This is a genomic window from Streptomyces sp. 15-116A (genome assembly GCF_025290915.1).
Taxonomy (GTDB): domain Bacteria; phylum Actinomycetota; class Actinomycetes; order Streptomycetales; family Streptomycetaceae; genus Streptomyces.
Genome location: NZ_JAOCQE010000009.1, coordinates 1 through 22,840 on the forward strand (window position 1 = coordinate 1; position 22,840 = coordinate 22,840).

Here is a 22,840-nt window from a genome sequence, read left to right on the forward strand (position 1 = left end):
CGACGGCGGCGCACTCGGCCTCCGTCCGCCCCCCGGTCCGGGCGCCCTCACCGGCGGCGAGCTCGATCACGACGTCCACGGGGCGCCCGGCGCCGCTCGCCGTCAGCGCGGCGTCCATCAGCTCGACGCCGCGCACGGAGTCGACGTAGCAGACGAAGCGGAAGCCGGGGTCGGCGTCCAGCTGCGCGGAGATCCAGCGCAGGGCGGCGGCGTCGACCAGTTCGTTGGCGAGGAAGACCCGCTGGGTGCCGAAGGCGCGGGCGACCCGGACCTGGTGCGGTACGGCCAGCGTGATGCCCCACGCGCCGTGCTCGATCTGACGCTGGAAGAGCTGCGGGGCCATGGAGGTCTTGCCGTGCGGGGCGAACGCGAGGCCGTGGCGGGCCGCGTACGTCTCCATCAGTCGCAGGTTGTGCTCCAGGCGCTCGGCGGACAGGGCGAGCACGGGGGAGGTGAAGCCGCCGGTGAAGAGATTGCGGCGCTGGGCGGCCAGCTCGCCCACGGTCAGGCCGTCGGCGTCCGGCGGGAGGCCCTTGAAGCGGTGGTCGACGCGTTCCTCGGCGAGTCGGGCGAGGGCGTCGGAGCCGGTGCCGGAGACCATGGGGAACCTCCCGATCAGGAGCGTTGCATTGCTTGCAACACTCATTGCGTATATCGCTCACCGCTGTCTAACATCTCGGCCACGCGGGGTCAACGGACACCGCGTCCCTCGCAGGCGACCAAGGAGCCCCGCCATCGTGACCGTCACCGGACCCCCTGACGCCCCCGGCGGCGTGGACGTCGTCGCGCTCGGCGAGTCCATGGTGACGTTCGTGCCCTCCGCGCCGGGCCGCCTCGCCGACGTGCCGTCCTTCGACCGGGGCATCGGCGGCGCGGAATCCAACACCGCGTGCATGCTGGCGGCGGCGGGGCACTCCGTGCGGTGGATCAGCAGGGTGGGCGCGGACGCCTTCGGCGATCACCTGGTCCGGGCGATCGGCGCGTACGGGGTCGACGTGTCGTCCGTGGACCGCGACCCGGCCCGCCCGACCGGCATCTACTTCCGCACGGCGGGCGACCGCGCGAGCGACGCGCACGAGGTGGCGTACTACCGGGCGGGCTCGGCGGCGTCGGCGATGACACCGGGGAACGTGGACGTGGACGCCGCACTGGCGGGGCGGATCCTGCACCTGTCGGGCATCACACCGGCGCTGTCGGACGGCTGCCGTGACCTCGTGCGCGCCCTCACGGCCCCTCGCCCCGCCCGCCCCCTGATCTCCTTCGACGTGAACTACCGGGCGGGCCTGTGGGGGGACAGGGACGGTTCCCGGACCCTGCTGGACCTGGCGCGTGCGGCCGACATCGTGTTCGTCGGAGAGGACGAGGCGGAGGAGGCGTGGGGTCTGCGCGGGGCGCGGGCCGTGCGGGAGGCGCTGCCCGAGCCGGGGCTGCTCGTCGTCAAGCAGGGGCGGGGCGGGGCGGTCGTCCTCGACCGGGACCCGGGGGACTGCGAGGACGCCCACGGTACGGCGACCCACGTACCGGCACCCCGGGTCGAGGTCACCGCCGCCGTCGGCGCGGGGGACGCCTTCGCCGCCGGGTTTCTCTCCGCTGCCCTGCGGGGGCTGCCCGTGCGGGAACGGGTGCGGTACGGGCACCTGTTCGCCGCAGCCGCCCTCACCGACCCCGGCGACCTCGCCCCGCCCCCCGCCGCCGCCCTCGCCGACCGCCTCGCCGCCCTCGACGACGCCGCGTGGGGGAGACTGCGACTCGGCCCCGGCTGGACGACCGCCATGGAACGGGCCGACGAGGAGGTACGCACCCCATGAGCCAGACCGTAGACCGCGCGCTCAGCATCCTGCCGCTGCTCGCCGAGGGCCCCGCCGACCTCGGCCAGGTCGCCGACCGCCTCGGCGTGCACAAGTCCACCGCCCTGCGCCTCCTGCGCACGCTCCACGAACACGGCCTGGTCTACCGCCAGTCCGACCAGCGCTACCGCCTCGGCGCCCGCCTCTTCGCCCTCGCCCAGGAGGCCATGGAGAACCTGGACGTCCGCGAGATCGCCCACCCCCACCTCGTACGCCTCAACGAGCAGTGCGGCCACACCGTGCACCTCGCCGTGTACGAGGAGAACGAGGTCCTCTACATCGACAAGGTGGAGAGCCGCTACCCGGTGCGCATGTACTCCCGTATCGGCAAGCCCGTCGCGATCACCGTCGCCGCCGTCGCCAAACTCCTCCTCGCCGACCTGCCCGAGCACGAGCGCCGCGCCCTCGCGGAGAAGCTCGACTACCCCCTGTACACGGCCCGTTCGACACCGAACGCCGACGCCTTCCTCAAGGAGCTGGCCAAGGTGCGCGAACAGGGCTGGGCCACCGATCTCGGCGGCCACGAGGAGTCCATCAACTGCGTCGCCGCCCCCATCCGCGGCGCGGACGGCCGGGTGGTCGCCGCGATGTCGGTCTCCGCACCGAACGTCGTCGTGACCGCCGACGAACTCCTCACCCTGCTCCCGCTGGTGCGCCGTACCGCGGACGCGATCAGCGGCGAGTACTCCGGCAGAACGCCCGTGCACCACCCCGACAAGGACACCCCATGACCGAGAAGATCGCGCTCACCCCGAAGACCCACACCACCCCGCCGGCGAAGTTCTCGCACGGGGTGAGGAAGGGCAACATCCTCCAGGTCGCCGGTCAGGTCGGTTTCCTCCCGGCTGAGGAGGGCAAGGCCCCGACGCCGGCCGGTCCCACCCTGCGCGAGCAGACCCTCCAGACCCTCGCCAACGTCAAGGCGATCCTCGAAGAGGGCGGCGCGAGCTGGGACGACGTGATGATGATCCGCGTCTACCTGACCGACGTGGACCACTTCGCGGAGATGAACGAGATCTACAACGCGTACTTCGAGGAGCAGGGCCTCACCCAGCCCCCCGCGGCCCGCACGACCGTCTACGTCGGCCTGCCCGCCGGCCTCCTCATCGAGATCGACGCCCTCGCCGTCCTCGGCTGACCCACCTCCCCCCACCCCCTCCCGCACGCCGTCCGGCACGGCGCCCGTCACCCCTGGGCGCCGTGTCGCGATCCCCCTGCTCGAAACCTGCTCGAAAGCACCATGCCCTTACGCAGAGGACCCCCGTATGTCCCACCCATCCCTCCCGCTCGCCGCCTCCGCGCCCGCCGCCGAGACCCCACCCCACACCGGCGGTCTGCTCCTCCTCGTCGACGGCACCGCCGGTCTGCTGACCGTCGCCGCCATCGGCATAGCCCTGCTGCTCTTCCTCATCATCAAGGTCCGCCTCCAGCCCTTCGTCGCGCTGCTCGGCGTGTCCATAGCCGTCGGCCTGATGGCGGGCCTGTCGGTCACCGAACTCTTCGGCACCGTGCAGCGGTCCGACGCCGTGTCCACCATCGAGTCCGGCATGGGCGGCATCCTCGGCCATGTCGCGATCATCATCGGCCTGGGCACCATGCTCGGCGCGATCCTCGAAGTCAGCGGCGGCGCCGAGGTGCTGGCGTCCCGCCTGCTCGGTCTGTTCGGCGAGAAGCGCGCCCCGCTCGCCATGGGCCTGACCGGCCTGATCTTCGGCATCCCGGTCTTCTTCGACGTCGGCATCTTCGTCCTCGCGCCGATCGTCTACGCCGCCGCCAAGCGCTCCGGAAAATCGATTCTGCTCTACTGCCTGCCGCTGCTCGCCGGTCTCTCCGTCACCCACGCCTTCCTGCCCCCGCATCCCGGCCCGGTGGCCGCCGCCGGACTGCTCCGCGTGGACCTCGGCTGGGTCATCCTCATGGGCATCGTCTGCGGCATCCCCGCCGTCGTCGCCGCGTGGGTCTACTCGGCCTGGATCGGCAAGCGCATCTTCGTCGACGTCCCCCAGGACATGGTCGAGGCCGCGGCGGACGCCAAGCAGGCCGTCGTCGACGAGCAGCGGGCGTCCGGCGTCGAGCCGCGCGAGACACCGGTGCCGCTCGGCACGGTCCTCGGCATCATCGGTACGCCGCTGGTGCTGATCCTCGCCGCGACCTTCTCCTCGATCGCGCTGGACCCGTCCACCCTGCGCTCGGTGATCGAGTTCTTCGGCCACCCCTTCGTGGCGCTCACCATCGCCCTGTTCCTCGCCTACTACCTGCTCGGCATCCGGCGCGGCTGGTCCCGCAAGTCGCTGGAGACCGTCTCGACGTCCTCGCTGAAGCCGGTCGGCAACATCCTCCTCGTCGTCGGCGCGGGCGGGGTCTTCGGCGCCGTCCTCAAGGCCAGCGGGGTCGCGCAGGCGCTGTCGGACACCTTCAACGGCGTCGGGCTGCCGGTGATCGTGCTGTCGTATCTGATCTCCGTGGTGCTGCGGGTCGCGCAGGGCTCGGCGACGGTGGCGATCGTGACGACGGCGGGCATCGTGGCGCCGCTGCTCGCGGAGGGCGACCACTCGCAGGCGTTCGTCGCGCTGGTCATCATGGCCATCTCGGCGGGCTCCATCTTCGCCTCGCACGTCAACGACGGAGGCTTCTGGATGGTCGCCAAGTACTTCGGCATCAGCGAGCGGGACACGCTCAAGACGTGGACCGTGCTGGAGAGTGTGCTGTCGGTGGCGGGGTTCGCGGTCGCCGCCGCGCTGAGCATCTTCGTATAACGATCATGGGGCTGGCTGTGACCGGCACAGGTTTGTCGACCATACTGCTCCGCTGTGGAGCAGCAGCGCATAGGTTCGAGCAGCCAGCCCCTGGAAGGCGCCGGATTCGACCCGGCCTTCATCCCCGGGCTCACCTCACCCGCGTCCGAACGGGAGGAGGAACCGGAGAAGACGGAGGAGGAGGCCGAGGAGACGCCCGAGTCGGCGGACGAGGCGGACGCGGCGGACGCGGCGCCTGAGGCGGACGCGGCCACCGAGGACGAGGAACCCGCCCCGGACGGCCCCGTCTTCGAGGCGTCCGACCGCCGCGCCCGCATCCTCGCCGACCACCGAGGTGTCCAACTCCGCCTGGACGACCAGGAGTGCGAGTTCCGCTGGGACGAGATCGGCGCGGTGGAGACGGAGACCGCCCGCTTCGGCAAGCGCTACACGGTCACCGTCCACACGCCCGACCGCCGTTGGTACCCGATCGAGATCGAGGCCCCGTCCCGCAGCCGTTTCGCCGAGTGGGACACCGAGCTCGACAAGGTCCTGGACGCGTACTTCGACGAGGGCGGCACGGACGAGTAGCGGATCGGCCGCCCGTCAGTGGTACGCGTGCACCACCGCGTGCCCCTTGCCGCGGCCGATCATCCACTTGTTGACCGGCGTGGTGATCACGAACGCCACGGCGAAGCCGCCGAGGAGCGCGTACCAGAAAAGACCCTCGGTCAGGTGGGCCTCCATCGCGCCGGGAGTGAGGGCGATGATGGCGTTGTCGACCAGTTCCATCACGGCGATGGAGACGGTGTCCGCGGCCAGGGCGATCCTGATGGCGGTCTTCAGGTCCACACCGGCCCGGACGACCGCGAACAGCGTGAACGAGTAGCCGAACAGGAACGCGAGCGTGATCGCGAGCACCATGGTCGGCACGTTGCCCCACATCAGGGCCGTACCGATGACCATGCCGAGGATCTCGCCGATGGCACAGCCGACCAGGCAGTGCAGCGTCGCCTTCACGGCGGTCGGCCAGGAGGCGCCTCCGTGCCGGTGCCCGCTCACCGCGCGGCCTTGAAGCCGCGCAGCCGCAGGCTGTTGCCGACGACGAAGACCGACGAGAAGGCCATCGCGGCCCCGGCGATCATCGGGTTGAGCAGGCCCGCCGCGGCGAGCGGCAGCGCCGCCACGTTGTAGGCGAAGGCCCAGAACAGGTTCGACCTGATCGTGCCGAGCGTCCTGCGCGCCAGCCGGATCGCGTCGGCGGCCACCCGCAGGTCGCCCCGGACGAGGGTGAGGTCGCCGGCCTCGATCGCCGCGTCCGTCCCGGTGCCCATCGCGAGCCCCAGGTCGGCCTGGGCGAGCGCCGCCGCGTCGTTGACGCCGTCGCCGACCATGGCGACCGAACGCCCCTCGCCCTGCAGCCGCTTGACGACCTCGACCTTGTCCTCGGGCAGCACCCCGGCGATCACCTCGTCGATGCCGACCTGCGTGGCCACCGCCTCGGCGACGGCCCGGTGGTCCCCGGTGAGCAGGATCGGCGTCAGGCCCAGCGCCCGCAGCCGTGTGACGGCCTCGGCGCTGGTGTCCTTCACCGCGTCGGCCACCTCCAGCACGGCCCGCGCCTCGCCGTCCCAGGCGACCGCGATCGCCGTACGGCCCGCCGCCTCGGCCTCCGCCTTGGCCCGCGCCAGACCGGCGGGCAGCGCCATGGCCCACTCGCCGAGCAGTTCCTCCCGGCCGACGAGCACGGCGTGCCCCTCGACGACGCCCTGCACGCCCAGACCGGGCACATTGGCGAAGTCTTCCAGGGCGGGCAGCGCGCCGACCCGCTCGGCGGCTCCCGCCGCGACCGCCCGCGCGACCGGGTGCTCGGAGGCGTGCTCCAGGGCGCCCGCTAGCCGCAGCACCTCGCTCTCCTCGGTGCCGTCGGCGGTGTGCACGGTGAGCAGGGTCATCCGGCCGGTGGTGACGGTGCCGGTCTTGTCGAGGACGATCGTGTCGACGCGGCGGGTGCTCTCCAGCACCTCGGGGCCCTTGATGAGGATGCCGAGCTGGGCGCCGCGTCCGGTGCCGACCATCAGCGCGGTCGGGGTGGCGAGCCCGAGGGCGCACGGGCAGGCGATGATCAGGACGGCGACGGCGGCGGTGAACGCGGCCGTCAGCTCCGCCCCGTTGCCGAGCCAGAAGCCCAGGGTGCCCAGCGCGAGGGCGATGACGACCGGCACGAACACCCCGGAGATACGGTCCGCGAGCCGCTGGGCCGCCGCCTTGCCGTTCTGCGCGTCCTCCACCAGCCGTGCCATACGGGCGAGTTGCGTGTCGGCGCCGATCCGCGTGGCCTCGACCACCAGTCGGCCACCGGCGTTCACGGTCGCCCCGGTCACCGCGTCCCCGGCGCCGACCTCGATGGGCACGGACTCGCCGGTGAGCAGGGACGCGTCGACGGCGGAGCTGCCCTCGACCACGATGCCGTCGGTGGCGATCTTCTCGCCGGGCCGGACCAGGAAACGGTCGCCGACCTTGAGCGCGTCCACCGGTATCCGCTGCTCCCGGCCCTCGCGCAGCACGGTGACGTCCTTGGCGCCCAGCTCCATGAGCGCCCTCAGCGCGGCACCCGCCCGGCGCTTGGACCGGGCCTCGAAGTAGCGGCCGGCCAGGATGAACGCGGTGACTCCGGCGGCGGCCTCCAGGTAGATGCTGTTCGTGCCGTCCCCGCGCTCGATGGTCAGCTCGAAGGGGTGGGTCATGCCGGGTGTCCCGGCGGTGCCGAGGAACAGCGCCCACAGCGACCAGCCGAACGCGGCGAGCGTGCCGACCGAGATCAGCGTGTCCATGGTCGCCGCACCGTGCCGTGCGTTGGTGAACGCGGCCCGGTGGAAGGGCCAGGCGGCGTAGGTGACGACCGGCGCGGCGAGGGTGAGGGACAGCCACTGCCAGTAGTCGAACTGCAAGGCCGGCACCATCGCCAGCACGATCACCGGCACGGCGAGCACCGCGGCGGTGACCAGCCGCTGCCGTAGTGGAAGCAGCTCGTCGGCGGCGGTCTCGTCCCGCGGGTCCGCCGCCGCGGTCCGCGCGGGCTCGGGCACGCGCGCCGTGTACCCGGTCGCCTCCACGGTGGCGATCAGATCCGCCACGCTGGTGTCCGGATCGTGGCTGACCTGTGCTTTCTCGGTGGCGTAGTTGACGGTGGCGGTGACGCCCGCCATCCGGTTGAGCTTCTTCTCGATCCGGGCGGCGCACGAGGCGCAGGTCATGCCGCCGATCGCGAGCTCGACCCGGGTCCGTTCGGGGACGGTGGTGGCCATCAGTGCTCCCTCGCTGCCGCAGGATACCCGGCGGGGGTATCTCCGTACCAGGCCTTTATACCCCTAGGGGGTATGCAAGGCAAGCGGCGAAGAACGGCAGCGAGGGAGTCACGCACGCACAGGAAGCCGCTGCCGGCCCTACCGGCAGTACTGCTGCTCCTTGCCGATCGACCGGTACATGCAGTCGGCGTTCTCCAGCAGCTGGAGCACGGCGTCCCGGTTGCGCGAGGTCTCCCGCTCGATCACCTCGTCGGGCGGGTAGAAGCCGCCGTTCCAGGAGGACGTCGGATACATCTCGAAGGTGTAGCCGAAGATCTTGTGGACGCCCCAGAGGTAGTCGTCGATCGACCCGTCCGTGATGTAGAGATCGCTCGACTGCTGGGGTGTATAGCCGTTGCTCGCGGCCATCTTCTCCCCGACCGTCTTGAACGCGGCGTGATCGTCGGCCGTCATGCCGGTCGTGGTGTCGGAGTAGGTGTAGCCGAACGGCCACAGCACCAGCTCGCTGTACGTGTGGAAGTCGATGCCCGCCTTGATCTGCTGTACGCCGCCGACGACCCGGCTGCGCACGAAGTTGGCGACGACCTTGACCTCGGGCGCCGACTCGGGAGCCGAACCCCGGTAGGTGTCCGAGGACTTGGAGCCCGAGGAGCCGCCGCAGCAGCCCCAGCGGTAGTCCCAGTTGCGGTTCAAATCCGTACCGACGTACGACGAACCGGAGTTGGGCTGGCGGTTCTTGCGCCACGAGCGGTAGGAGCCGGTGGCGATGTCATACTCGCCGCCGTCCGGATTGAGGTCCGGGATGATCCAGATCTCCCGGCTGTTCACCAGGTTGGTGATCCGGGAGTCGCTGCCGTAGCCCGCGCCGAGCTCGCGCAGCAGGTACAGCGCCATCTCGACGGTGAGGTGCTCACGGGCGTGCTGGTGGTGGGTGAACAGGACCTCCGGCTCGCTCTCGTCCGTGGCCACGTTGTCGCTGATCTTGACGGCGACGATGTCCCGGCCCTGGTGGGACTTCCCGATGACCCGCTTGCTCATGATGCCCGGGTAGGCGGCGAGCCGCTGGTCGATCTCCGCGTTCATCTCGGCGTAGTTGTGGTACCGGGAGTCGGCCGAGGGGAAGTCGAACAGCCTCAGCCCGTCGGCGGGGGAGGAGCGGTCGGGGGCCGCGCCGAGCGGCGTGACTTCGTATCCCTGCTGCCGCAGCGCGCGTATCTGGTCGGCCCGTCCGGAGACGACGACCGTCTCCTCGTCGGCCTCGTCCACGGTGACCCCGGACCGCTGGATCGCCGTACGGGTCACGGGAGTTGTGTGCTGGTGGATCTCGTACTGCCGGGTGTCGTCGGCCGACGGCGCCGGTGCGGTCGCGCTGTCGGCGCCGGCCTCGGTCGCGGTGAGCGACACGGGTGCCGCGAGGGCGAGGGCGAGCAGGGTGGCGAGCGCGGCGGAACGTCTGCCGCGAGGGCGAAGTCGCATGAAGTCTCCTTGTGGGAGGTGGGGGTTGTTCAGTGCGACGTGCGTGGTGCGGTGCGGTCATCGTCGACGGATGACATGATCAGGTCAAGCTGTAAGGCGTGTGCCTCGCGACCAGGTACATGTCGTGAAGATCCCCGCACGCCCTCTTGTCCCACCGCCCCCCATGGGCTTACTTGACCTCCATGGCGGACACCACGGGAAACACCCAGGACACCGGAGCACCCGACGACGGCGGTTCGCGGCCGCGCAAGTCCAGTTGGAGATACATCGGGCCCGGCATCGTCGTCGCCGCGACCGGCGTCGGCGCCGGCGACCTGGTCGCCACGCTCATCGCGGGCAGCAACTTCGGCTACACCCTCCTGTGGGCCGCGGTCATCGGCTGCGTCGTGAAGATCTCCCTCGCCGAGGCGGCCGGCCGCTGGCATCTGTCCACCGGCCGCACCCTCTTCGACGGCTGGGCGAGCCTCGGCCGCTGGACCACGTACTTCTTCGGCATCTACGTCGTCATCTGGGGCTTCGTCTACGGCGCGGCTGCGATGTCGTCCAGTGCCCTGCCGCTCCAGGCGCTGTTCCCCGACGTCATGGACCTCGAATGGTGGGGCATCGCCTGCGCGCTGGTGGGCCTGGTGTTCGTGTGGTTCAACAAGTACGCGGTGTTCGAGAAGGTCATGACGATCCTGGTCGGCGTCATGTTCGTCGTCACCGTCTACCTGGCGATCCGCGTTACCCCCAACCTGGGCGACGCCTTCGCCGGGCTCCTGCCCGTCCTGCCCGACGAGAAGGACTCGATCCTCAACACCCTCGGCCTGATCGGCGGCGTCGGCGGCACCATCACGCTGGCGGCGTACGGCTACTGGGTCAACGCCAAGGGCTGGACGAACACCGGCTGGATGAAGGTCATGCGCCTGGACAACCGGGTCGCCTACATCACCACGGGCGTCTTCGTCGTCGCCATGCTCTTCGTCGGCGCCGAACTGCTCCACTCCGCGAACGTCGCGATCGCGAGCGGCGACAAGGGGCTGCTCCAGCTGAGCGACATCCTTCAGGACAAGTACGGCACGGCGACCGCCAAGTTCTTCCTGATCGGCTTCTTCGCCACCTCCTTCACCTCGCTGATCGGCGTGTGGCACGGCGTGAGCCTGATGTTCACCGACTTCATCACCCGGGGCCGTAGGACGGCGGCCGCGTCGAAGGGCGAGGACATCGCGTCGGGCACCCGCGAGAAGTCCTGGCCCTTCCGCGCCTACCTCCTGTGGCTGACTTTCCCGCCGATGATCCTGCTCTTCGAGGGCCAGCCCTTCCGCCTGATCATCATCTACGGCGTCCTGGGCGCCGCCTTCATGCCGTTCCTCGCCCTCACCCTGATCTGGCTCCTCAACTCCGACCGCACACCCGGCGAGTGGCGCAACGGCCCGCTCAGCAACGCGATGCTCGCCATCGCCGGCCTGCTGTTCCTGGTCCTGTGCGTCAAGCAGATCTGGGACCAGCCGTGGTCGGAGTTCTTCTGATCACGACACCGAGTGCCAGGAGGAGTCGAGGGCGATCGCCCGCAGCTCCTTCATGCTCAGCGCGGGGGTGTCACGTGTGGCGTTCTCGTGCTGGGCACCGCTGTTGAAGGCGCTGACCACGACGCGCAGCCCGTCGGGGCCCAAGGTGTCGACGGTCCACATGACGACCCCCTCGGCGCCCTTCTCGCCGGGCCCCTGTCGGGTGGTGACCTTCGTCCCGTCGGGGAGGGTCTCGGCGGAGCCGAAGAGCTCCCCGGCGAGATCGGACGAACCGGGCTGCACATTGATCTGGACGAAGCTCGCTCCCTTGCCGTCGTCCACGACGACATAGGCGTACTCCGTCTCCTGGCCACCATGGGAGACCACCTTGAGGTCCTCGGGCAGCAGCGAGACGAGCTTCTCGCGCACGGCGGTACCGCCGACGCCGGGCGGGGGCACGCTCGGCGGCTCCGACGCGGCCGGCTTCCCGGCCGGCTCGGGGATCGCGTCGATCGCGTCCCGCCACTGCGGAGCCGTGGCCACCTCCTCCAACTGCGAGGGCGACAGGGGAGGTTCGGGGCGGCTGACCGGGGCCCCCTTCTGGGCCGCCGCGTTCCACTCACTCACGCTGACGTGCTGTCCCTCGGGGGTAACCAGCTCGGCGGCCCACCACTTGGTGTCCTCGCGCCGGTCCGGATACTCGTACCCCCGCAGCAGCATGAGCCGGGACCCGTCCGCGAGCGTGCGGGTGGTGCAACTGTCGTAGTCGACGAACACCTTGTCCGGGCACGTGGTGGTCTCGCGCGCCTGAGTGCTGCCCGGCTCGACACGGTACAGACCGACGGCCACGGCGGCGGCCCCGTCGCCGTCGTCGAACACCACGCGCGCGTGCGGCCCGAGCTGCGCGTCCGTGCCCCGGGCCTCCTCACCACTGACCTCGCCGGCCGGGAGGAGATCCTTGAGGGTGCGCAGGAGCTGGTCACCGGTGACGGCGGTCGGGGAGTCCGTCGCGGTGGCCGTCGCGGTGGCGGGGGACGAGGCGGCGGACGGGGTGCTGGAGGCGACGGATGCCCGGCCGCCGTCTCCGCCCGGCATCAGCAGTGTCCCGCCCACCCCGATGGCCGCGATCCCCGCCACGCCACCGAGCACGACCACCCGCCGCCGTGTCCGCATACGCCGGCCACGGGACTCTCCCGCGGCCGCGAGGGCGCCCCGGTCGGCCTCGAAGGTGCCTCCGGTGTCGTGCAGGGCGGCCGAGAGCCGCTCCTCGAAGGGGTGGGTGTCCTGGTCTCCGGGCATGGCGAACCACCGTTTCCGTGAGGTGAGTTGAGAAGGAGAAGTAGGGGATCAGGAGGTGACGGACGGGCTCAGGATCTGGCGTACTCGCCGAGATCCTCCCCGAGCAGCTCCCGCAGGCGCCCCAGCGCCCGCACGCACCGCGTCCGCACCGCCGCTGAGCTGGCGTTCATGACATCGGCGGTCTCCTCGACCGACCGGTCCTCCCAGTAGCGCAGGACGATCACCGCCCGGTCCTTGGCCGGCAGCCGCGCCAGCGCGTCCAGCAGGGTGAGCCGCAGCGACGGATCGCCGTCACCGCCGCCCGGCAGATCCGGGAACACGGCGGTCGATCGCTCCGTGCTGCTCCGCCGCCGCTGATGGGCGAGAAAGGCCCGGGTGAGCACGGTCTGCGCATACGCGGCCGGGTTCCCGACGCGCGCGATCCGCCCCCAGCGCACATACACCCGCCCCAGGGTCTCCTGGACGAGATCCTCGGCGAGATGCGTGTCCCCGGCGGTCAGCAGACACGCGGACCGGTACAGATGCCCGGCCCGCGCCGAGGCGAACTCGGAGTAGTCCGCCATGCGCCCCTGCCCCATACGGCTGTCCCCCCGTCGACCCCGAACCGCTCTCACCTCATTGATGCGGTGGGGCGGGGGAAATGTTTCATGCGGAGTTCACGCGCTGGCGAACACGGCCCGTGCGGTCGTTCCGTCCGGCCAGGTCCAGCCGGCGACGACGTGGGCGGACGTCGTCCGCGCGTGCTCCGACGGGCGCAGGACGCGGTCGATCTGAACCGGGCGGCCGTCGGCGGGAGCGTCGCCGTGCACGGTGACCGTCGGGTCGGGGGTGTCGCTCTCGTTCTGGTGCTGCGGTACCGCCTCACCGCGCAGAAGGGCGAGCAACTGCTCCGTCACCACCGGGTCGTGGATGCCGTCGTAGACCCACCGGGTGCCGAGCACGCCGTGCTCGCTGGTGCCGATCAGCGCCTCGTCGGGGGCGCCCTCCAGGGCGGCGCCCCGGTAGCTCAACGGCACGTGATACGCCACCGGCTCCTGTCCCGCCGTGTCCACCACGACCATGAACTCGATCCCGACCTCGCCCTCCGGATCGTCCAGCCGGAACCCGCCGGCCCTGACCAGCTCCGGCTTCTCCGCGTCGCCGGCGTACCAGCTCTGCCGCGGCAGCCACGCCGTGAGCAGCTCCAGCTTGGTGGGCGTCATGGTGGTGCGGTGGATGATGGCCATGCACGTCTCCCTCACGTTGTCAGTGGCTGCTGCCAGGATGACCGCGTCATGACCGCACGGCCGCACCTGGAGTCTCGCATGAGCTGGGATGTCCTTCTCCTCCGTCTTCCCGACGACGTCGCCTCGATGGGCGACCTTCCCGGCGACTTCACCCCCGCCCCGCTGGGCCCGGCGCAGGACGTGCTGGCCGCCCTGCGCCGGGCCGTCCCCGAGGTCGACCTGACGGACCCCGCCTGGGGCGAGCTCACCGGGCCCGGCTGGTCCATGGAGCTCAACATCGGCACGGACGACCCGGTGGTCACCCTCATGCTCCACATACGCGGGGGCGGCGACGACGTGCTCGTCCCGGTGTTCCGCTTCGCCGAGGCCCTGGACTGCCGGGTCCTCGACCTGGCCAAGGGCGACCTGGCCACACCGGAGGACACCACGGGCTGGCACGCCTTCCAGGCGTACCGGGACCATGTGATCGGACGGGGCTGACAGCATGGGCATGATCGGCGCATACGCACGGCTCACCCGAGCCGAGTTCGAGCGCGCGCTCCGTGACCCGGACTGGGCGCACACGTTCGTCCACGAGCTGTGGAACACGGAGCTGGAGGAGACGCCGCCGGCGAACGAGGCGCGCTGCCACGACATCGACAAGGCGTGGCACGCCCTCGACTTCCTGCTCCGGCGCCTCGACTTCCCCGTCGACATCGTCTTCGGCGAGGAGGAGATACCCGGCGCCGAGGAGTGGAGCTACGGGCCGCCCCGCTGTCTCACCCCCGAGCAGGTCCGGACCGCCGCCGACGCCCTCGCCGCCACGCCTCCCGGCCGGCTGGTCGAGGGCGTCACGCCGGAGGACCTCGCGCGGGCCGACATCTATCCCACCATCGTCTGGGAACGCGGCGAGGACCTGGACTATGTGACGGCGCACTACGAGCACCTGGTGAGGTTCTTCCAGGCGGCGGCCCGCGACGGGCACGGCATGATCGTCTGGATCAACTGAGCGGCGACACCGCCGCCCCCGCCCACGGCAGCGCGTGCGGGGGCGACGGGGCCGGGGTACTACGGAAGGGCGTGGACGTGCGGCCCCACCGCGTTGGACCAGGCGTTGCCCGCCGTCGCGTCCCAGTTGGTGGACCAGGTCATCGCACCGCGCAGGCTCGGGTAGGTCTTCGACGGCTTGAACGAGCCGCAGTTGGTGCCCCGGGTCAGGCAGTCCAGCGCGGCGTTCACCACGGACGGCGCCACATAGCCGCTGCCCGCGCCCCGGGTCGAGGCCGGCAGGCCCAGGCCCACCTGGGACGGGTCGAGGCCGCCCTCCAGCTGGATGCAGGCCAGGGCGGTCAGGAAGTCCACCGAGCCCTGGCTGTAGACCTTGCCGTCACAGCCCAGCATGGAACCGCTGTTGTAGTACTGCATGTTGACGACCGTGAGGATGTCCTTCACGTTCAGCGCGGTCTGGAAGTACGAGTTGGACGTCGACTGCATGTCGATGGTCTGCGGCGCCATCGTGAGGATCATCGACGGTCCCGCCTTCGCGGACAGCGCCCGCAGCGCCTGTGTCATGTACGTCGCGTTGAGGCCGTTCTCCAGGTCGATGTCGACGCCGTCGAAGCCGTACTCCTGCATCAGCGCGTACACCGAGTTGGCGAAGTTCGTCGCGGAGGCGGAGTCGTTCACCGAGACGGTGCCCTTCTCGCCGCCCACCGAGATGATGACCTTCTTGCCCGCGGCCTGCTTGGCGCGGATGTCCGCCTTGAACTGGTCGACGGTGTAGCCGTTCAGGCCCGCCGAGTCCAGGTTGAAGGTGACCGCGCCCGGCGTGCCCGTCGCGTCCGCGAAAGCGACCGCGATGATGTCGTACTGGGCGGGGACGTCGGAGATCTTCTGGACCGCCGCTCCGTTGTTGAAGTTCTGCCAGTAGCCCGTGACCGCGTGCCGGGGCAGATCGCCGCCCCCGCCTCCGCCGCTCTCCTTGGTCCGCGCGGTCACCGCCGCCGACTTGGCGGACTCGCCGGCCGCGTTGGTCGCCGCGACCTGGAAGGAGTACGACGTGGCGGCGGCGAGTCCGGTCACGGTCGCCGACGTGCCGGTCACGGCCGTCACCTTGGTGCCGTCGCGGTAGACGGTGTAGCCGGTCGCGCCCGACACCGCGTTCCACGCCAGGGACACGGACGTCGAGGTCGTACCGGAGACGCCGAGACCGCCCGGCGTGCCCGGGACGGTGGGCTCCGGGTCACCGCCGCCGCCCCCGTCGGGGCCGAACACCGACAGGTCGTCGGCGTAGTACGCCTGCTGGCCGTACCAGCCGTGCGTGTAGACCGTCACCGAGGTCGTGCTGGAGCCGGTGGTGAAGCTCGTCCGCAGCTGCTTCCAGCTGCTGGAGTCCGGCGTCCAGGTCGACACGTCCGTGGTGCCCGTGCCGGTCACGCCCAGGTAGGCGTACCCGCCCTGCACCCAACCGCTGAGCTGGTACGTCGAGTTGGGCTTCACCGCGACGGTCTGGCTGCACCGGGCGTTGTCCTGCCCGGACGGTGTGGCCTTCAGCGCGGACGCACCGCCGTGCACCGGCGAGGACACGACCGTTCCGCTGTTCGCCGAGCAGGTCCAGCTGCCCAGACCGGCCTCGAACCCGGCGTTCTTCGCGTTGTTGACGTCGGCGGCTGCCGCGGGTGTCGCACCCGCGCCCGCGAAGGAGAGGGCGAGGGCGGAGACGACGGCTGCGGCCCAGACGCGTCTGCGTCCGGTCGTGCCTGGTGCGCGGTCCACTGGGGCCTCCGGTGGGGGAGAAGGGGAGGGGGACGGTGGCCACCGTTGGAGGTACAAGGTGGTCCAGACCAATCACGTTGTCAATAGGTCCGGACCTAACAACTCGGCGGCCTCAAGCACCGCTCACGAGGAACGAGTTACTCCCGCCCGTCCCGCCACGCCTCAAGCAGCATCCCCACCGCGCACCCCGCCAGCAGCACCCCCGTCGACATCCAGAACCCCAGCGACCCGAGCCCCGTCCGCTCCCGGGCCAGCGCCAGCGTCAGCACCTGCGCCGCCGCCGGTACCGCGCACGCCGCCACCGCGTGCCGCCACGGCACCTGCCGCCACGGCTCCGGATGCACCCGCGCCGCCGCCCACGTCGCCAGCACCACGCACACCAGATTCGGCAGATGCACCAGCCCCAGCGCCGCCCCGAACGACCGCACCCCCTCCGGCCCCACGAGATGCTCGTACACGAGCGTCGCCTGCACGGCCTCGGTGACGACCAGTACGATCACCCCGACCGCCCAGGCCCGCACCAGCGCCAACGCGGGCTTCCCCGGCGCCTCCACGGCCACGGCTACCGCACCTCCACCGACTCGACGATCCGCTCCAGATCAGCGCCGGACACCTTCCCCTCCTGCGCGTCGATCCGCACCGCGAACGTCTCCTGAGAGGAATCCAGCCCCGTGAGGATCACGCCCTCCACCTCCGCGCCCTTCGCCGGGCCGCCCCCCTCGCCGGTCGCCTCGAAGGTGAAGTCGATCCGCCGGGCGTCGTCCGTGCCCGTCAGCTCCACGTCCTCCGTGCCCTCGACCTTCGCGCCCATCTGAATGCCCGCCTCCGCGGCGATCGCCGCCTGCTCCGCGGAGTTCGCCTCCGTGAAGCCCAGCTGCACCGTGATCAGCGCGATCCTCCGCCCGCCCTCCCGCAGCTCCGCCGCCGCCGCGTTGTGCTTGCTGCGCTCACCGGCGCCCTGCTCCTCGAACCCTTCGGGATACGCCACCGACACGCCCTTCGTCGTCAGCGTCCCCCACCCCTCAGGGACCGCACCCGACGACGACCCGGAGCCGCAGCCGGTCACCACCAGCGCGAGCAGTCCGGCAGCCACGCACGTACGACGGATCATCAACGGTGAGGACATGACGGCTCCTTGTCCGATCAGTTCGCACAGTAGCTGTAGGGAACGTACGACCTGCGCTCCCCGCGGGGCGCGCCCAGGAACCGCGCGTCGGTCAGCGTCTCCGCCTTCTGCTCGGTGCTGACCGACAGCCCGAGGCTGAGCCCCAGGTTCAGCTCGAAGCCGTACTCGGCGGCGTTCACCTCGCCCGTGTACGTCATCCGGCTGGACTGCCCCTTGTCGAACACCAGCCGCCCGAAGGGGTCGTCGGCCCCGGGACGGGCGGTCGGCGTGAGCCCGTCCGAGCCGAACATGTACCGGAACGGCGCCGCCACCTGCTCGTTCGTCCCGTCCAGCCACCGCTCGGCGATCTCCCGTTCCCCGTCACCGGCCGGCCCCGGGTCGAAGGACACCGACGTGGTGACGATCTCGATGCCGGTGGTGCTGTCGGTGCCCTTCACCCCGGCCCCGCCGCCCCGCTTGTCCGGCCCGTCCCGCCCGTTGTCGCCGCTCACCTTGGCACCGTCCTTCTGGCCGCCCCGCTCGACGGTACGGGTCATGTCGATCCGCACCAGCTTGCCGCTCGCCTTGTCGTAGGTGACCGTGACCGTGCCGGTCTGCGTGGTGTTCGCCGTGTACTCCCCGCTGAGCGGGCCCGCCTCGTAGCCGGCCTTCGTGCCGTACTCGATGGACGAGGAGTACGTGTACGACTTGGTGTTGCGGTAGGCGTTGTCCGTCCAGGTGACCTCGGGGGCGTACTTGAAGGTGCCGCCCAGCGTGGCGCTGAGCCGGCGCTCGTCACCGGCGGACAGCTGGAGCCCGGCCGCCGCCGACGCCTCCAAGCCCACCTTGCCGTAGGTGATCTGCCGGTCCCCGCCGAGGTTCTGCTCGATCCGCTCCCGGGTCTCCTCCTCGTCCTTCAGCGGACCGGTGCCGAACAGATACAGGATGCTGTCGCCGAGGCTCGCCTCCGCGCCGCCGGGCATGGTGCGCCGCATCTCGTACATCTGCAGCGTCTCCACGTCCTCCCGGAACCGCTCGGCCTCCTCCGGGCTCTCGAACACCCAGGTGTCCCCGTTGGTGACCTTGATGCCCAGGCCCAGCTCGACCTTGTCCGTGCCGAACCGGCCGACCTTCATGCCGGGCTTGAAGTCCTTCTTCGCGGCGACCGACGCGGCGTCCGTGAACGTCAGGTACACCACCTGGTCGCGGTCGTCGACGGTGCCGTCGCCGTTGACGTCGGTCTTCGCCCGCAGCCGCTGTTCCTGGAAGCCGTACTCCCGGCCGATCTCCCAGAACAGGATCTTCGCCTTGGAGCCCGCCTTGTCGGTGAGCGAGGACACCTGGCACAACGTCGGCTCGAAATCGGCGTCGGCGAGCGGCCGGTCGCCCCCGCCGTCACCGCCGCCGCAGTTCCCGCCGCCGGTGATCCGGCAGACCAGCGCCGCGATCTCGTCGTGGATCAGCTGCCCGACGCCGGTCGCGGACACCGCCAGCACGATCGCCACGGTGACCACGATCATCCCGAGGTACTCGGTACCGGTGGCGCCGCGATCGCCTCAACTCGCCCTCGATGTACGGAACATCGGGCCCGCCTCCTCTCGCCGTGCCGCCGGCCGACCGCGAGCGTAAGGAGAGAGGCGGGCGGGAAGCGTGGGTCCCGGGGCCCAAAGCGGGGCCCAGCGTCAAGCCGGTGCACCGGTCGGCACCCCTCACGGGTCGGAACCGGACCGGCAAGATGCTCAACCTGCCCCGTTTTGACGCACCTTGTGCGACGTCAGTTGCTGTTCAGCTACACAAACGCTGTTCTCCGGTCACAGAGCCGTGGATACAGTGCTGAGGTAGTCACGCAGCGAAGTCATCAGGGTGCACCGGAGTAACACCCGTTGCACCGAGGGGCATGGGGAGAACGGGGAGCTGCGCGTGCCAACTGCCATTGCCGTGACCAGCGCCGACATGGTGCTGCCGCCGCAGGACGACCGAACGCTGCCTGCCGTGGTGCTCAAGGACATCGACAGCCGCCCGCTCGAACAGGTTTTGACCGACCTCCAGTTACTGGTCGAGCAGCACGGCCACGTCATCGTCGTCTGCTCCCGGGCCACGCCCACCCCCGTGCAGCGGCGCCTGCACACCCTGCGCTCCCTGCTGGAGAGCGACCGGATCGCCCTGTTCACGCCCGACCTGCCGCCACTCGGCCTCGCCGCCCTGGTCCGCCAGCTGCGCCAGCTCGCCTCCTGCGACCTCGGCCCCGGCGTCCTCGCCTCGGCCGGCCGGCTGCTGGTCCACTACATCCACTCCGGGGCCCTGCTCGGCTCCGTCGCCCGGCTCGACCGCGTCCCCGTCGACCTGAAACAGCACGCCCGCTCCTGGGTGCCTGGCAGCCAGTTCGCCGTCCTCGCCCACCCCCAGCCGCAGCTCGTCCGCCTCGGCCCCGAAGCCACCCTCGACGGACCGGAGTTCGGCACCTGGATGCTCGTCGCCAAGGGCCAGCTCCAGTCCGACTGGGTCACCGCCACCCTCGCACCCTCCTGGCAGGTGCAGGGCCTGCGCGAGACGCCGCTGCCCGCCGCGTCCCCGGGCTGGTGGGGCACCGGCAAGCTCATCGAGTTCTGCACCTACCTGCCCGACCTGTCCGTCCTCTACCAACTGGTCACGTCCGTGCGGCGCGGCGCCTGCCACTGGTGCGGCATCGACGTCATCGGCGACCGCTGCGTCTTCTGCTCCGCCACCCCACCCGTCCCCGAGGGCCACACCCTCGCCCACCACACCTGACCCACGCCATCTGATTCCGCTCGACCGATATCCCCAACGAGGTTGTACGGTTCATGAACTCCCGTCAGCGCCGCGGCGTGATACTCCTGATCCTGTCGGTCCTGTGCGCCCTCGGCGCCTTCGCCGGCGTGCTCTCCGTCATCGGCGACGTGAAGTCCAAGGTCGGCCCCGAGGTCACCGCGTACCGGCTGAAATCCGATATCGCGCCCTACACCGCGCTCAGCACGGGCCAGTTCGAGAAGATCAAGATGCCCGAGCGGTGGCTGTCGAAGAACGCGGTCACCGATCTCGGCGACATCGAGGGCAAGATCGCCGTCACCACGCTCCAGCAGGGCTCCCTGCTGCAGAGCGACATGATCGTGGATCAGCCCGCCCTGCAGCCCGGGCAGCAGGAGGTCGCCATCATGATCGATGCGGCGACCGGCGTCGCCGGCAAGATCACGCCGGGTTCGACGGTCAACGTCTACGCCACCTTCGACGGAGAGCGTGAGGGTGACCCCGCTCAGTCCAAGATCATCGTAACCAATGCCAAGGTCCTCGACGTCGGCAGGCTCACCGCCCTCGAACCCGACGAGAACGACCGCGGCCGGCAGCCCACCGACGCCGTCCCGATCACCTTCGCGCTGTCCGCCATCGACGCCCAGCGCATCACCTACGCCGAGTCGTTCGCCCAGCGGGTCCGCCTCGCGCTCGTCGCCCCCGGCAGCGACACCACCGTGCCGGACTCGCAGCGGACGTACGAACTCGCGAAGGACAAGTGAGAGGCCCGCATGCCCACGAGGATCCTCCCGGCAGTCGGCGACGCGGACGCGGTCCGTTCCATCACCACACTGCTCAGCCAGCTCCCCGACGCCGAGCCGGTGGCCCCGGTGGTCGACTCCACCCAGCTCATCGACACCCTCGCGCGCCTGGCCGCCGAGTCCGTCGACGAGCTGCCCGAGGTCGTGGTGGTGCACGAGCGGATCGGCCCCGTCCCCGCACTGGAGCTGATCCGCGAGGTCGCCCTGCGCTTCCCCGCCGTAGGCGTCATCCTCGTCACCTCCGACGCCAGCCCCGGCCTCTTCCAGGCCGCCATGGACTACGGCGCCCGGGGCCTCGTCGCCCTGCCGCTCAGCTACGAGGAACTCGCCAGCCGCGTCCAGGCGGTCGCCCAGTGGTCCGTCGGCGTACGCCGCCACCTCGGCACCGGCGGCGACGTCTTCACCGGCGTCGGCGGCACCGTCGTCACCGTCTGCGGCGCCAAGGGCGGCGTCGGCACCACCCTCACCGCCATCCAGCTCGCCCTCGCCGCCCAGGCCTCCGGCCGCGGCACCGCCCTGGTCGACATGGACCTCCAGACCGGCGACATCGCGTCCTTCCTCGACGTCCAGTTCCGCCGCTCGGTCGTCGACCTCGCCGCGGTCACCGACATCTCCCCGCGCGTCCTCGCCGACGCCGTCTTCCGCCACGACACCGGCGTCGCCCTGCTCCTCGCCCCCGCCGAGGGCGAACGCGGCGAGGACGTCACCGACCGCGCCACCCGCCAGATCGTCAGCGCCCTGCGCTCCCGCTACGAGGTCGTCGTCATCGACTGCGGCGCCCAGCTCGGCGGCGCCGGCGCGGCGGCCGTGGAGATGGCCGACACGGCCCTGCTGGTCACCACCCCGGACGTCGTCGCCGTACGGGGCGCCAAGCGGACGGTCCGCATGTGGGACCGGCTGCAGATCCGCAAGGCCGAGGAGACCACGATCGTCGTCAACCGCCACTCCCGGGCTACGGAGATCCAGCCCCCGCTGATCCAGAAGATCACCGGCACGGCCGTCGCCGCGACGACGATCCCCGCGCACTTCAAGGAACTGCAAGGCGTCGTGGACGCGGGCCGCGTCCACGAACTGGAGGCCAAGAGCACGGTGAAGCAGGCCCTGTGGGGGCTGGCCGGCGAACTCGGCCTGGTCAAGACCGTCGAGGGCAAGGGCGGACGCGGGCGCGGCGACCGGGGCGCGGTCAGCCTCCGGCGACGCAAGGACGGAAAGGAGGGAGGGCCATGAGAATCCGGCCGGCGTTACGAAGAGACAGCGGCCAGGTCACCATCGAGTTCCTCGGCATGACACCCACCATCCTGGTGACGCTGGTGGTGCTGTGGCAACTCGTGCTCGTGGGATACACGTTCACCCTCGCGGGGAATGCTGCCGACGAGGCGGTACGGGCGGGCACGGCGTCGGAAGGACAGGCGGCCTGCGAGGAGGCGGGGCTCAAGCACCTCCCGGCCGCCTGGGAGGGGGGCGCCACCGTGCAGTGCACCGCGAGCGGCGGCTTCGTCACGGCCGACGTGAGCCTCGACGTCCCGATCCTCTTCCCCGGCGCGTTCGCCCTCCCGTTCACGGTGGACGGGCACGCCGGAGCCGTACAGGAGGAGGACTGAGATGCCGTACGACTCCAGAGTCCACGAAGTCCGCGAAGTCCGCGAAGTCCGCGAAGTCCGCGAAGTCCGCGAAGTCCGCGACCGGGGCCAGGCCGCGCTCGAGTACCTCGGGTTCATCCCCATCCTGATCATCGTCGCCATGGCGGCCGTACAACTGGGCCTCATCGCCTACACCGCCCAGCAGGCCGGAACCGCCGCCCGCGCAGGCGCCCGCAGCGCCTCGCTCGATCAGGGAGCCCAGCAGGCCTGCGGCGCCGCCGTCAGCGACTGGCTCGCCGACGGCACGGACTGCGCGGAGGCGCCGGGCGGCGACGAGGTCACCGTCACGGCGACCGTCCAGATCCCGTCGATCGTCCCGGGCTGGGACTTCGACCCGGCGGTCAAGACCGCCACCATGCCGATCGACCACTGACCACGCCGACACCCCACGAGT

The 22,840-nt window shown here is 70.9% G+C and carries 23 protein-coding genes and 1 pseudogene; 13 read left to right on the forward strand and 11 right to left on the reverse strand.

The annotated features are described in order from the left end of the window. A pseudogene (locus N4P33_RS03115) lies at positions 1 to 601 on the reverse strand (amino acid deaminase); the annotation flags it as partial. Between the two features lie 136 nt (positions 602 to 737). Between N4P33_RS03115 and N4P33_RS03120 the strand changes: the two are divergent. The 5 genes from N4P33_RS03120 to N4P33_RS03140 all read left to right on the forward strand — a co-directional run bounded on the left by N4P33_RS03120 (position 738) and on the right by N4P33_RS03140 (position 5,173). Next, the gene (locus N4P33_RS03120) at positions 738 to 1,808 is read left to right on the forward strand and encodes a sugar kinase (RefSeq protein ID WP_260824586.1); all 1,071 of its coding nucleotides are present in this window, start codon (positions 738 to 740) and stop codon (positions 1,806 to 1,808) included. Continuing rightward, entirely contained in the window at positions 1,805 to 2,578 is a 774-nt protein-coding gene (locus tag N4P33_RS03125) for an IclR family transcriptional regulator (protein WP_260824587.1), read from the forward strand. Before N4P33_RS03120 ends, N4P33_RS03125 begins: the two co-directional genes overlap by 4 nt. Then, on the forward strand, positions 2,575 to 2,985 hold the full coding sequence (locus N4P33_RS03130; protein WP_260824588.1) for a RidA family protein: 411 nt from the start codon (positions 2,575 to 2,577) through the stop codon (positions 2,983 to 2,985). The genes N4P33_RS03125 and N4P33_RS03130 overlap by 4 nt, the downstream gene beginning before the upstream one ends. A gap of 127 nt (positions 2,986 to 3,112) precedes the next feature. Then, the gene (locus tag N4P33_RS03135) at positions 3,113 to 4,603 is read left to right on the forward strand and encodes a GntP family permease (RefSeq protein WP_260824589.1); all 1,491 of its coding nucleotides are present in this window, start codon (positions 3,113 to 3,115) and stop codon (positions 4,601 to 4,603) included. Between the two features lie 54 nt (positions 4,604 to 4,657). Then, positions 4,658 to 5,173, forward strand: a complete 516-nt coding sequence (locus tag N4P33_RS03140; RefSeq protein ID WP_260824590.1) for a hypothetical protein — start codon at positions 4,658 to 4,660, stop codon at positions 5,171 to 5,173. 15 nt (positions 5,174 to 5,188) lie between these two features. On the opposite strand, the gene N4P33_RS03145 is transcribed toward N4P33_RS03140, so the two are convergent. The 3 genes from N4P33_RS03145 to N4P33_RS03155 all read right to left on the reverse strand — a co-directional run bounded on the left by N4P33_RS03145 (position 5,189) and on the right by N4P33_RS03155 (position 9,366). After that, positions 5,189 to 5,644: a DUF4396 domain-containing protein gene (locus tag N4P33_RS03145; protein WP_260824591.1), complete on the reverse strand. Its 456-nt coding sequence runs from the start codon at positions 5,642 to 5,644 to the stop codon at positions 5,189 to 5,191. After that, positions 5,641 to 7,890 carry a cation-translocating P-type ATPase gene (locus N4P33_RS03150; protein ID WP_260824592.1) on the reverse strand — a complete coding sequence of 750 codons (2,250 nt, stop codon included), beginning with the start codon at positions 7,888 to 7,890 and terminating at the stop codon, positions 5,641 to 5,643. The genes N4P33_RS03145 and N4P33_RS03150 overlap by 4 nt, the downstream gene beginning before the upstream one ends. Before the next feature lie 138 nt (positions 7,891 to 8,028). Continuing rightward, a complete protein-coding gene (locus N4P33_RS03155; RefSeq protein WP_260824593.1) occupies positions 8,029 to 9,366 on the reverse strand; it encodes a M14 family metallopeptidase in 1,338 nt (445 codons plus the stop codon). Between the two features lie 182 nt (positions 9,367 to 9,548). Here N4P33_RS03155 and N4P33_RS03160 point away from each other — a divergent pair, with 182 nt between their 5' ends. Then, positions 9,549 to 10,874: an Nramp family divalent metal transporter gene (locus N4P33_RS03160; RefSeq protein WP_260824594.1), complete on the forward strand. Its 1,326-nt coding sequence runs from the start codon at positions 9,549 to 9,551 to the stop codon at positions 10,872 to 10,874. Here the strand turns inward: N4P33_RS03160 and N4P33_RS03165 are convergent, their stop codons facing one another. From N4P33_RS03165 to N4P33_RS03175, 3 genes are all read right to left on the reverse strand, one after another. Beyond that, the gene (locus N4P33_RS03165) at positions 10,875 to 12,152 is read right to left on the reverse strand and encodes a hypothetical protein (protein WP_260824595.1); all 1,278 of its coding nucleotides are present in this window, start codon (positions 12,150 to 12,152) and stop codon (positions 10,875 to 10,877) included. It abuts the gene before it with no gap. A 68-nt stretch (positions 12,153 to 12,220) separates the two neighbouring features. After that, positions 12,221 to 12,730 carry a SigE family RNA polymerase sigma factor gene (locus N4P33_RS03170; protein WP_260824596.1) on the reverse strand — a complete coding sequence of 170 codons (510 nt, stop codon included), beginning with the start codon at positions 12,728 to 12,730 and terminating at the stop codon, positions 12,221 to 12,223. 78 nt (positions 12,731 to 12,808) lie between these two features. After that, a complete protein-coding gene (locus N4P33_RS03175) occupies positions 12,809 to 13,378 on the reverse strand; it encodes a maltokinase N-terminal cap-like domain-containing protein (protein WP_260824597.1) in 570 nt (189 codons plus the stop codon). 78 nt (positions 13,379 to 13,456) lie between these two features. On the opposite strand from N4P33_RS03175, the gene N4P33_RS03180 reads away from it, so the two are divergent. Both N4P33_RS03180 and N4P33_RS03185 read left to right on the forward strand, forming a co-directional pair. Then, positions 13,457 to 13,858: a hypothetical protein gene (locus N4P33_RS03180; protein WP_260824598.1), complete on the forward strand. Its 402-nt coding sequence runs from the start codon at positions 13,457 to 13,459 to the stop codon at positions 13,856 to 13,858. A 10-nt stretch (positions 13,859 to 13,868) separates the two neighbouring features. Beyond that, positions 13,869 to 14,366, forward strand: coding sequence for a YfbM family protein (locus N4P33_RS03185; RefSeq protein WP_313904434.1), 498 nt, complete (start codon positions 13,869 to 13,871; stop codon positions 14,364 to 14,366). 59 nt (positions 14,367 to 14,425) lie between these two features. On the opposite strand, the gene N4P33_RS03190 is transcribed toward N4P33_RS03185, so the two are convergent. From N4P33_RS03190 to N4P33_RS03205, 4 genes are all read right to left on the reverse strand, one after another. Then, on the reverse strand, positions 14,426 to 16,132 hold the full coding sequence (locus tag N4P33_RS03190; RefSeq protein ID WP_260824600.1) for a chitinase: 1,707 nt from the start codon (positions 16,130 to 16,132) through the stop codon (positions 14,426 to 14,428). A gap of 137 nt (positions 16,133 to 16,269) precedes the next feature. Then, positions 16,270 to 16,692, reverse strand: a complete 423-nt coding sequence (locus tag N4P33_RS03195) for a hypothetical protein (protein WP_260824601.1) — start codon at positions 16,690 to 16,692, stop codon at positions 16,270 to 16,272. Between the two features lie 2 nt (positions 16,693 to 16,694). Continuing rightward, positions 16,695 to 17,258, reverse strand: a complete 564-nt coding sequence (locus N4P33_RS03200) for a hypothetical protein (RefSeq protein ID WP_260824602.1) — start codon at positions 17,256 to 17,258, stop codon at positions 16,695 to 16,697. 17 nt (positions 17,259 to 17,275) lie between these two features. Continuing rightward, positions 17,276 to 18,757, reverse strand: coding sequence for a hypothetical protein (locus tag N4P33_RS03205; protein ID WP_260824603.1), 1,482 nt, complete (start codon positions 18,755 to 18,757; stop codon positions 17,276 to 17,278). A 418-nt stretch (positions 18,758 to 19,175) separates the two neighbouring features. On the opposite strand from N4P33_RS03205, the gene N4P33_RS03210 reads away from it, so the two are divergent. The 5 genes from N4P33_RS03210 to N4P33_RS03230 are packed head-to-tail and all read left to right on the forward strand — an operon-like array spanning position 19,176 to position 22,819. Then, the gene (locus N4P33_RS03210) at positions 19,176 to 20,006 is read left to right on the forward strand and encodes a hypothetical protein (protein ID WP_260824646.1); all 831 of its coding nucleotides are present in this window, start codon (positions 19,176 to 19,178) and stop codon (positions 20,004 to 20,006) included. A 53-nt stretch (positions 20,007 to 20,059) separates the two neighbouring features. Then, on the forward strand, positions 20,060 to 20,767 hold the full coding sequence (cpaB, locus tag N4P33_RS03215) for a Flp pilus assembly protein CpaB (RefSeq protein WP_260824604.1): 708 nt from the start codon (positions 20,060 to 20,062) through the stop codon (positions 20,765 to 20,767). Positions 20,768 to 20,776: 9 nt separating this feature from the next. Continuing rightward, positions 20,777 to 22,033 (forward strand): AAA family ATPase, encoded by a 1,257-nt coding sequence (locus tag N4P33_RS03220; protein WP_260824605.1) that lies wholly within the window; start codon positions 20,777 to 20,779, stop codon positions 22,031 to 22,033. Beyond that, entirely contained in the window at positions 22,030 to 22,407 is a 378-nt protein-coding gene (locus tag N4P33_RS03225) for a pilus assembly protein (RefSeq protein WP_260824606.1), read from the forward strand. The genes N4P33_RS03220 and N4P33_RS03225 overlap by 4 nt, the downstream gene beginning before the upstream one ends. A gap of 1 nt (position 22,408) precedes the next feature. Next, positions 22,409 to 22,819 (forward strand): TadE/TadG family type IV pilus assembly protein, encoded by a 411-nt coding sequence (locus N4P33_RS03230; RefSeq protein WP_260824607.1) that lies wholly within the window; start codon positions 22,409 to 22,411, stop codon positions 22,817 to 22,819. The last annotated feature ends 21 nt before the right edge of the window (positions 22,820 to 22,840 follow it).

Coding starts and splice junctions, on each gene's coding strand:
- N4P33_RS03125 (WP_260824587.1), top strand. CDS start 1,805: ATGAGCCAGACCGTAGACCGCGCGCTCAGCATCCTGCCGCTGCTCGCC.
- N4P33_RS03130 (WP_260824588.1), top strand. CDS start 2,575: ATGACCGAGAAGATCGCGCTCACCCCGAAGACCCACACCACCCCGCCG.
- N4P33_RS03135 (WP_260824589.1), top strand. CDS start 3,113: ATGTCCCACCCATCCCTCCCGCTCGCCGCCTCCGCGCCCGCCGCCGAG.
- N4P33_RS03150 (WP_260824592.1), bottom strand. CDS start 7,890: ATGGCCACCACCGTCCCCGAACGGACCCGGGTCGAGCTCGCGATCGGC.
- N4P33_RS03155 (WP_260824593.1), bottom strand. CDS start 9,366: ATGCGACTTCGCCCTCGCGGCAGACGTTCCGCCGCGCTCGCCACCCTG.
- N4P33_RS03160 (WP_260824594.1), top strand. CDS start 9,549: ATGGCGGACACCACGGGAAACACCCAGGACACCGGAGCACCCGACGAC.
- N4P33_RS03165 (WP_260824595.1), bottom strand. CDS start 12,152: ATGCCCGGAGACCAGGACACCCACCCCTTCGAGGAGCGGCTCTCGGCC.
- N4P33_RS03170 (WP_260824596.1), bottom strand. CDS start 12,730: ATGGGGCAGGGGCGCATGGCGGACTACTCCGAGTTCGCCTCGGCGCGG.
- N4P33_RS03175 (WP_260824597.1), bottom strand. CDS start 13,378: ATGGCCATCATCCACCGCACCACCATGACGCCCACCAAGCTGGAGCTG.
- N4P33_RS03180 (WP_260824598.1), top strand. CDS start 13,457: ATGAGCTGGGATGTCCTTCTCCTCCGTCTTCCCGACGACGTCGCCTCG.
- N4P33_RS03185 (WP_313904434.1), top strand. CDS start 13,869: ATGATCGGCGCATACGCACGGCTCACCCGAGCCGAGTTCGAGCGCGCG.
- N4P33_RS03200 (WP_260824602.1), bottom strand. CDS start 17,258: ATGTCCTCACCGTTGATGATCCGTCGTACGTGCGTGGCTGCCGGACTG.
- N4P33_RS03205 (WP_260824603.1), bottom strand. CDS start 18,757: ATGATCGTGGTCACCGTGGCGATCGTGCTGGCGGTGTCCGCGACCGGC.
- cpaB (WP_260824604.1), top strand. CDS start 20,060: ATGAACTCCCGTCAGCGCCGCGGCGTGATACTCCTGATCCTGTCGGTC.
- N4P33_RS03220 (WP_260824605.1), top strand. CDS start 20,777: ATGCCCACGAGGATCCTCCCGGCAGTCGGCGACGCGGACGCGGTCCGT.
- N4P33_RS03225 (WP_260824606.1), top strand. CDS start 22,030: ATGAGAATCCGGCCGGCGTTACGAAGAGACAGCGGCCAGGTCACCATC.
- N4P33_RS03230 (WP_260824607.1), top strand. CDS start 22,409: ATGCCGTACGACTCCAGAGTCCACGAAGTCCGCGAAGTCCGCGAAGTC.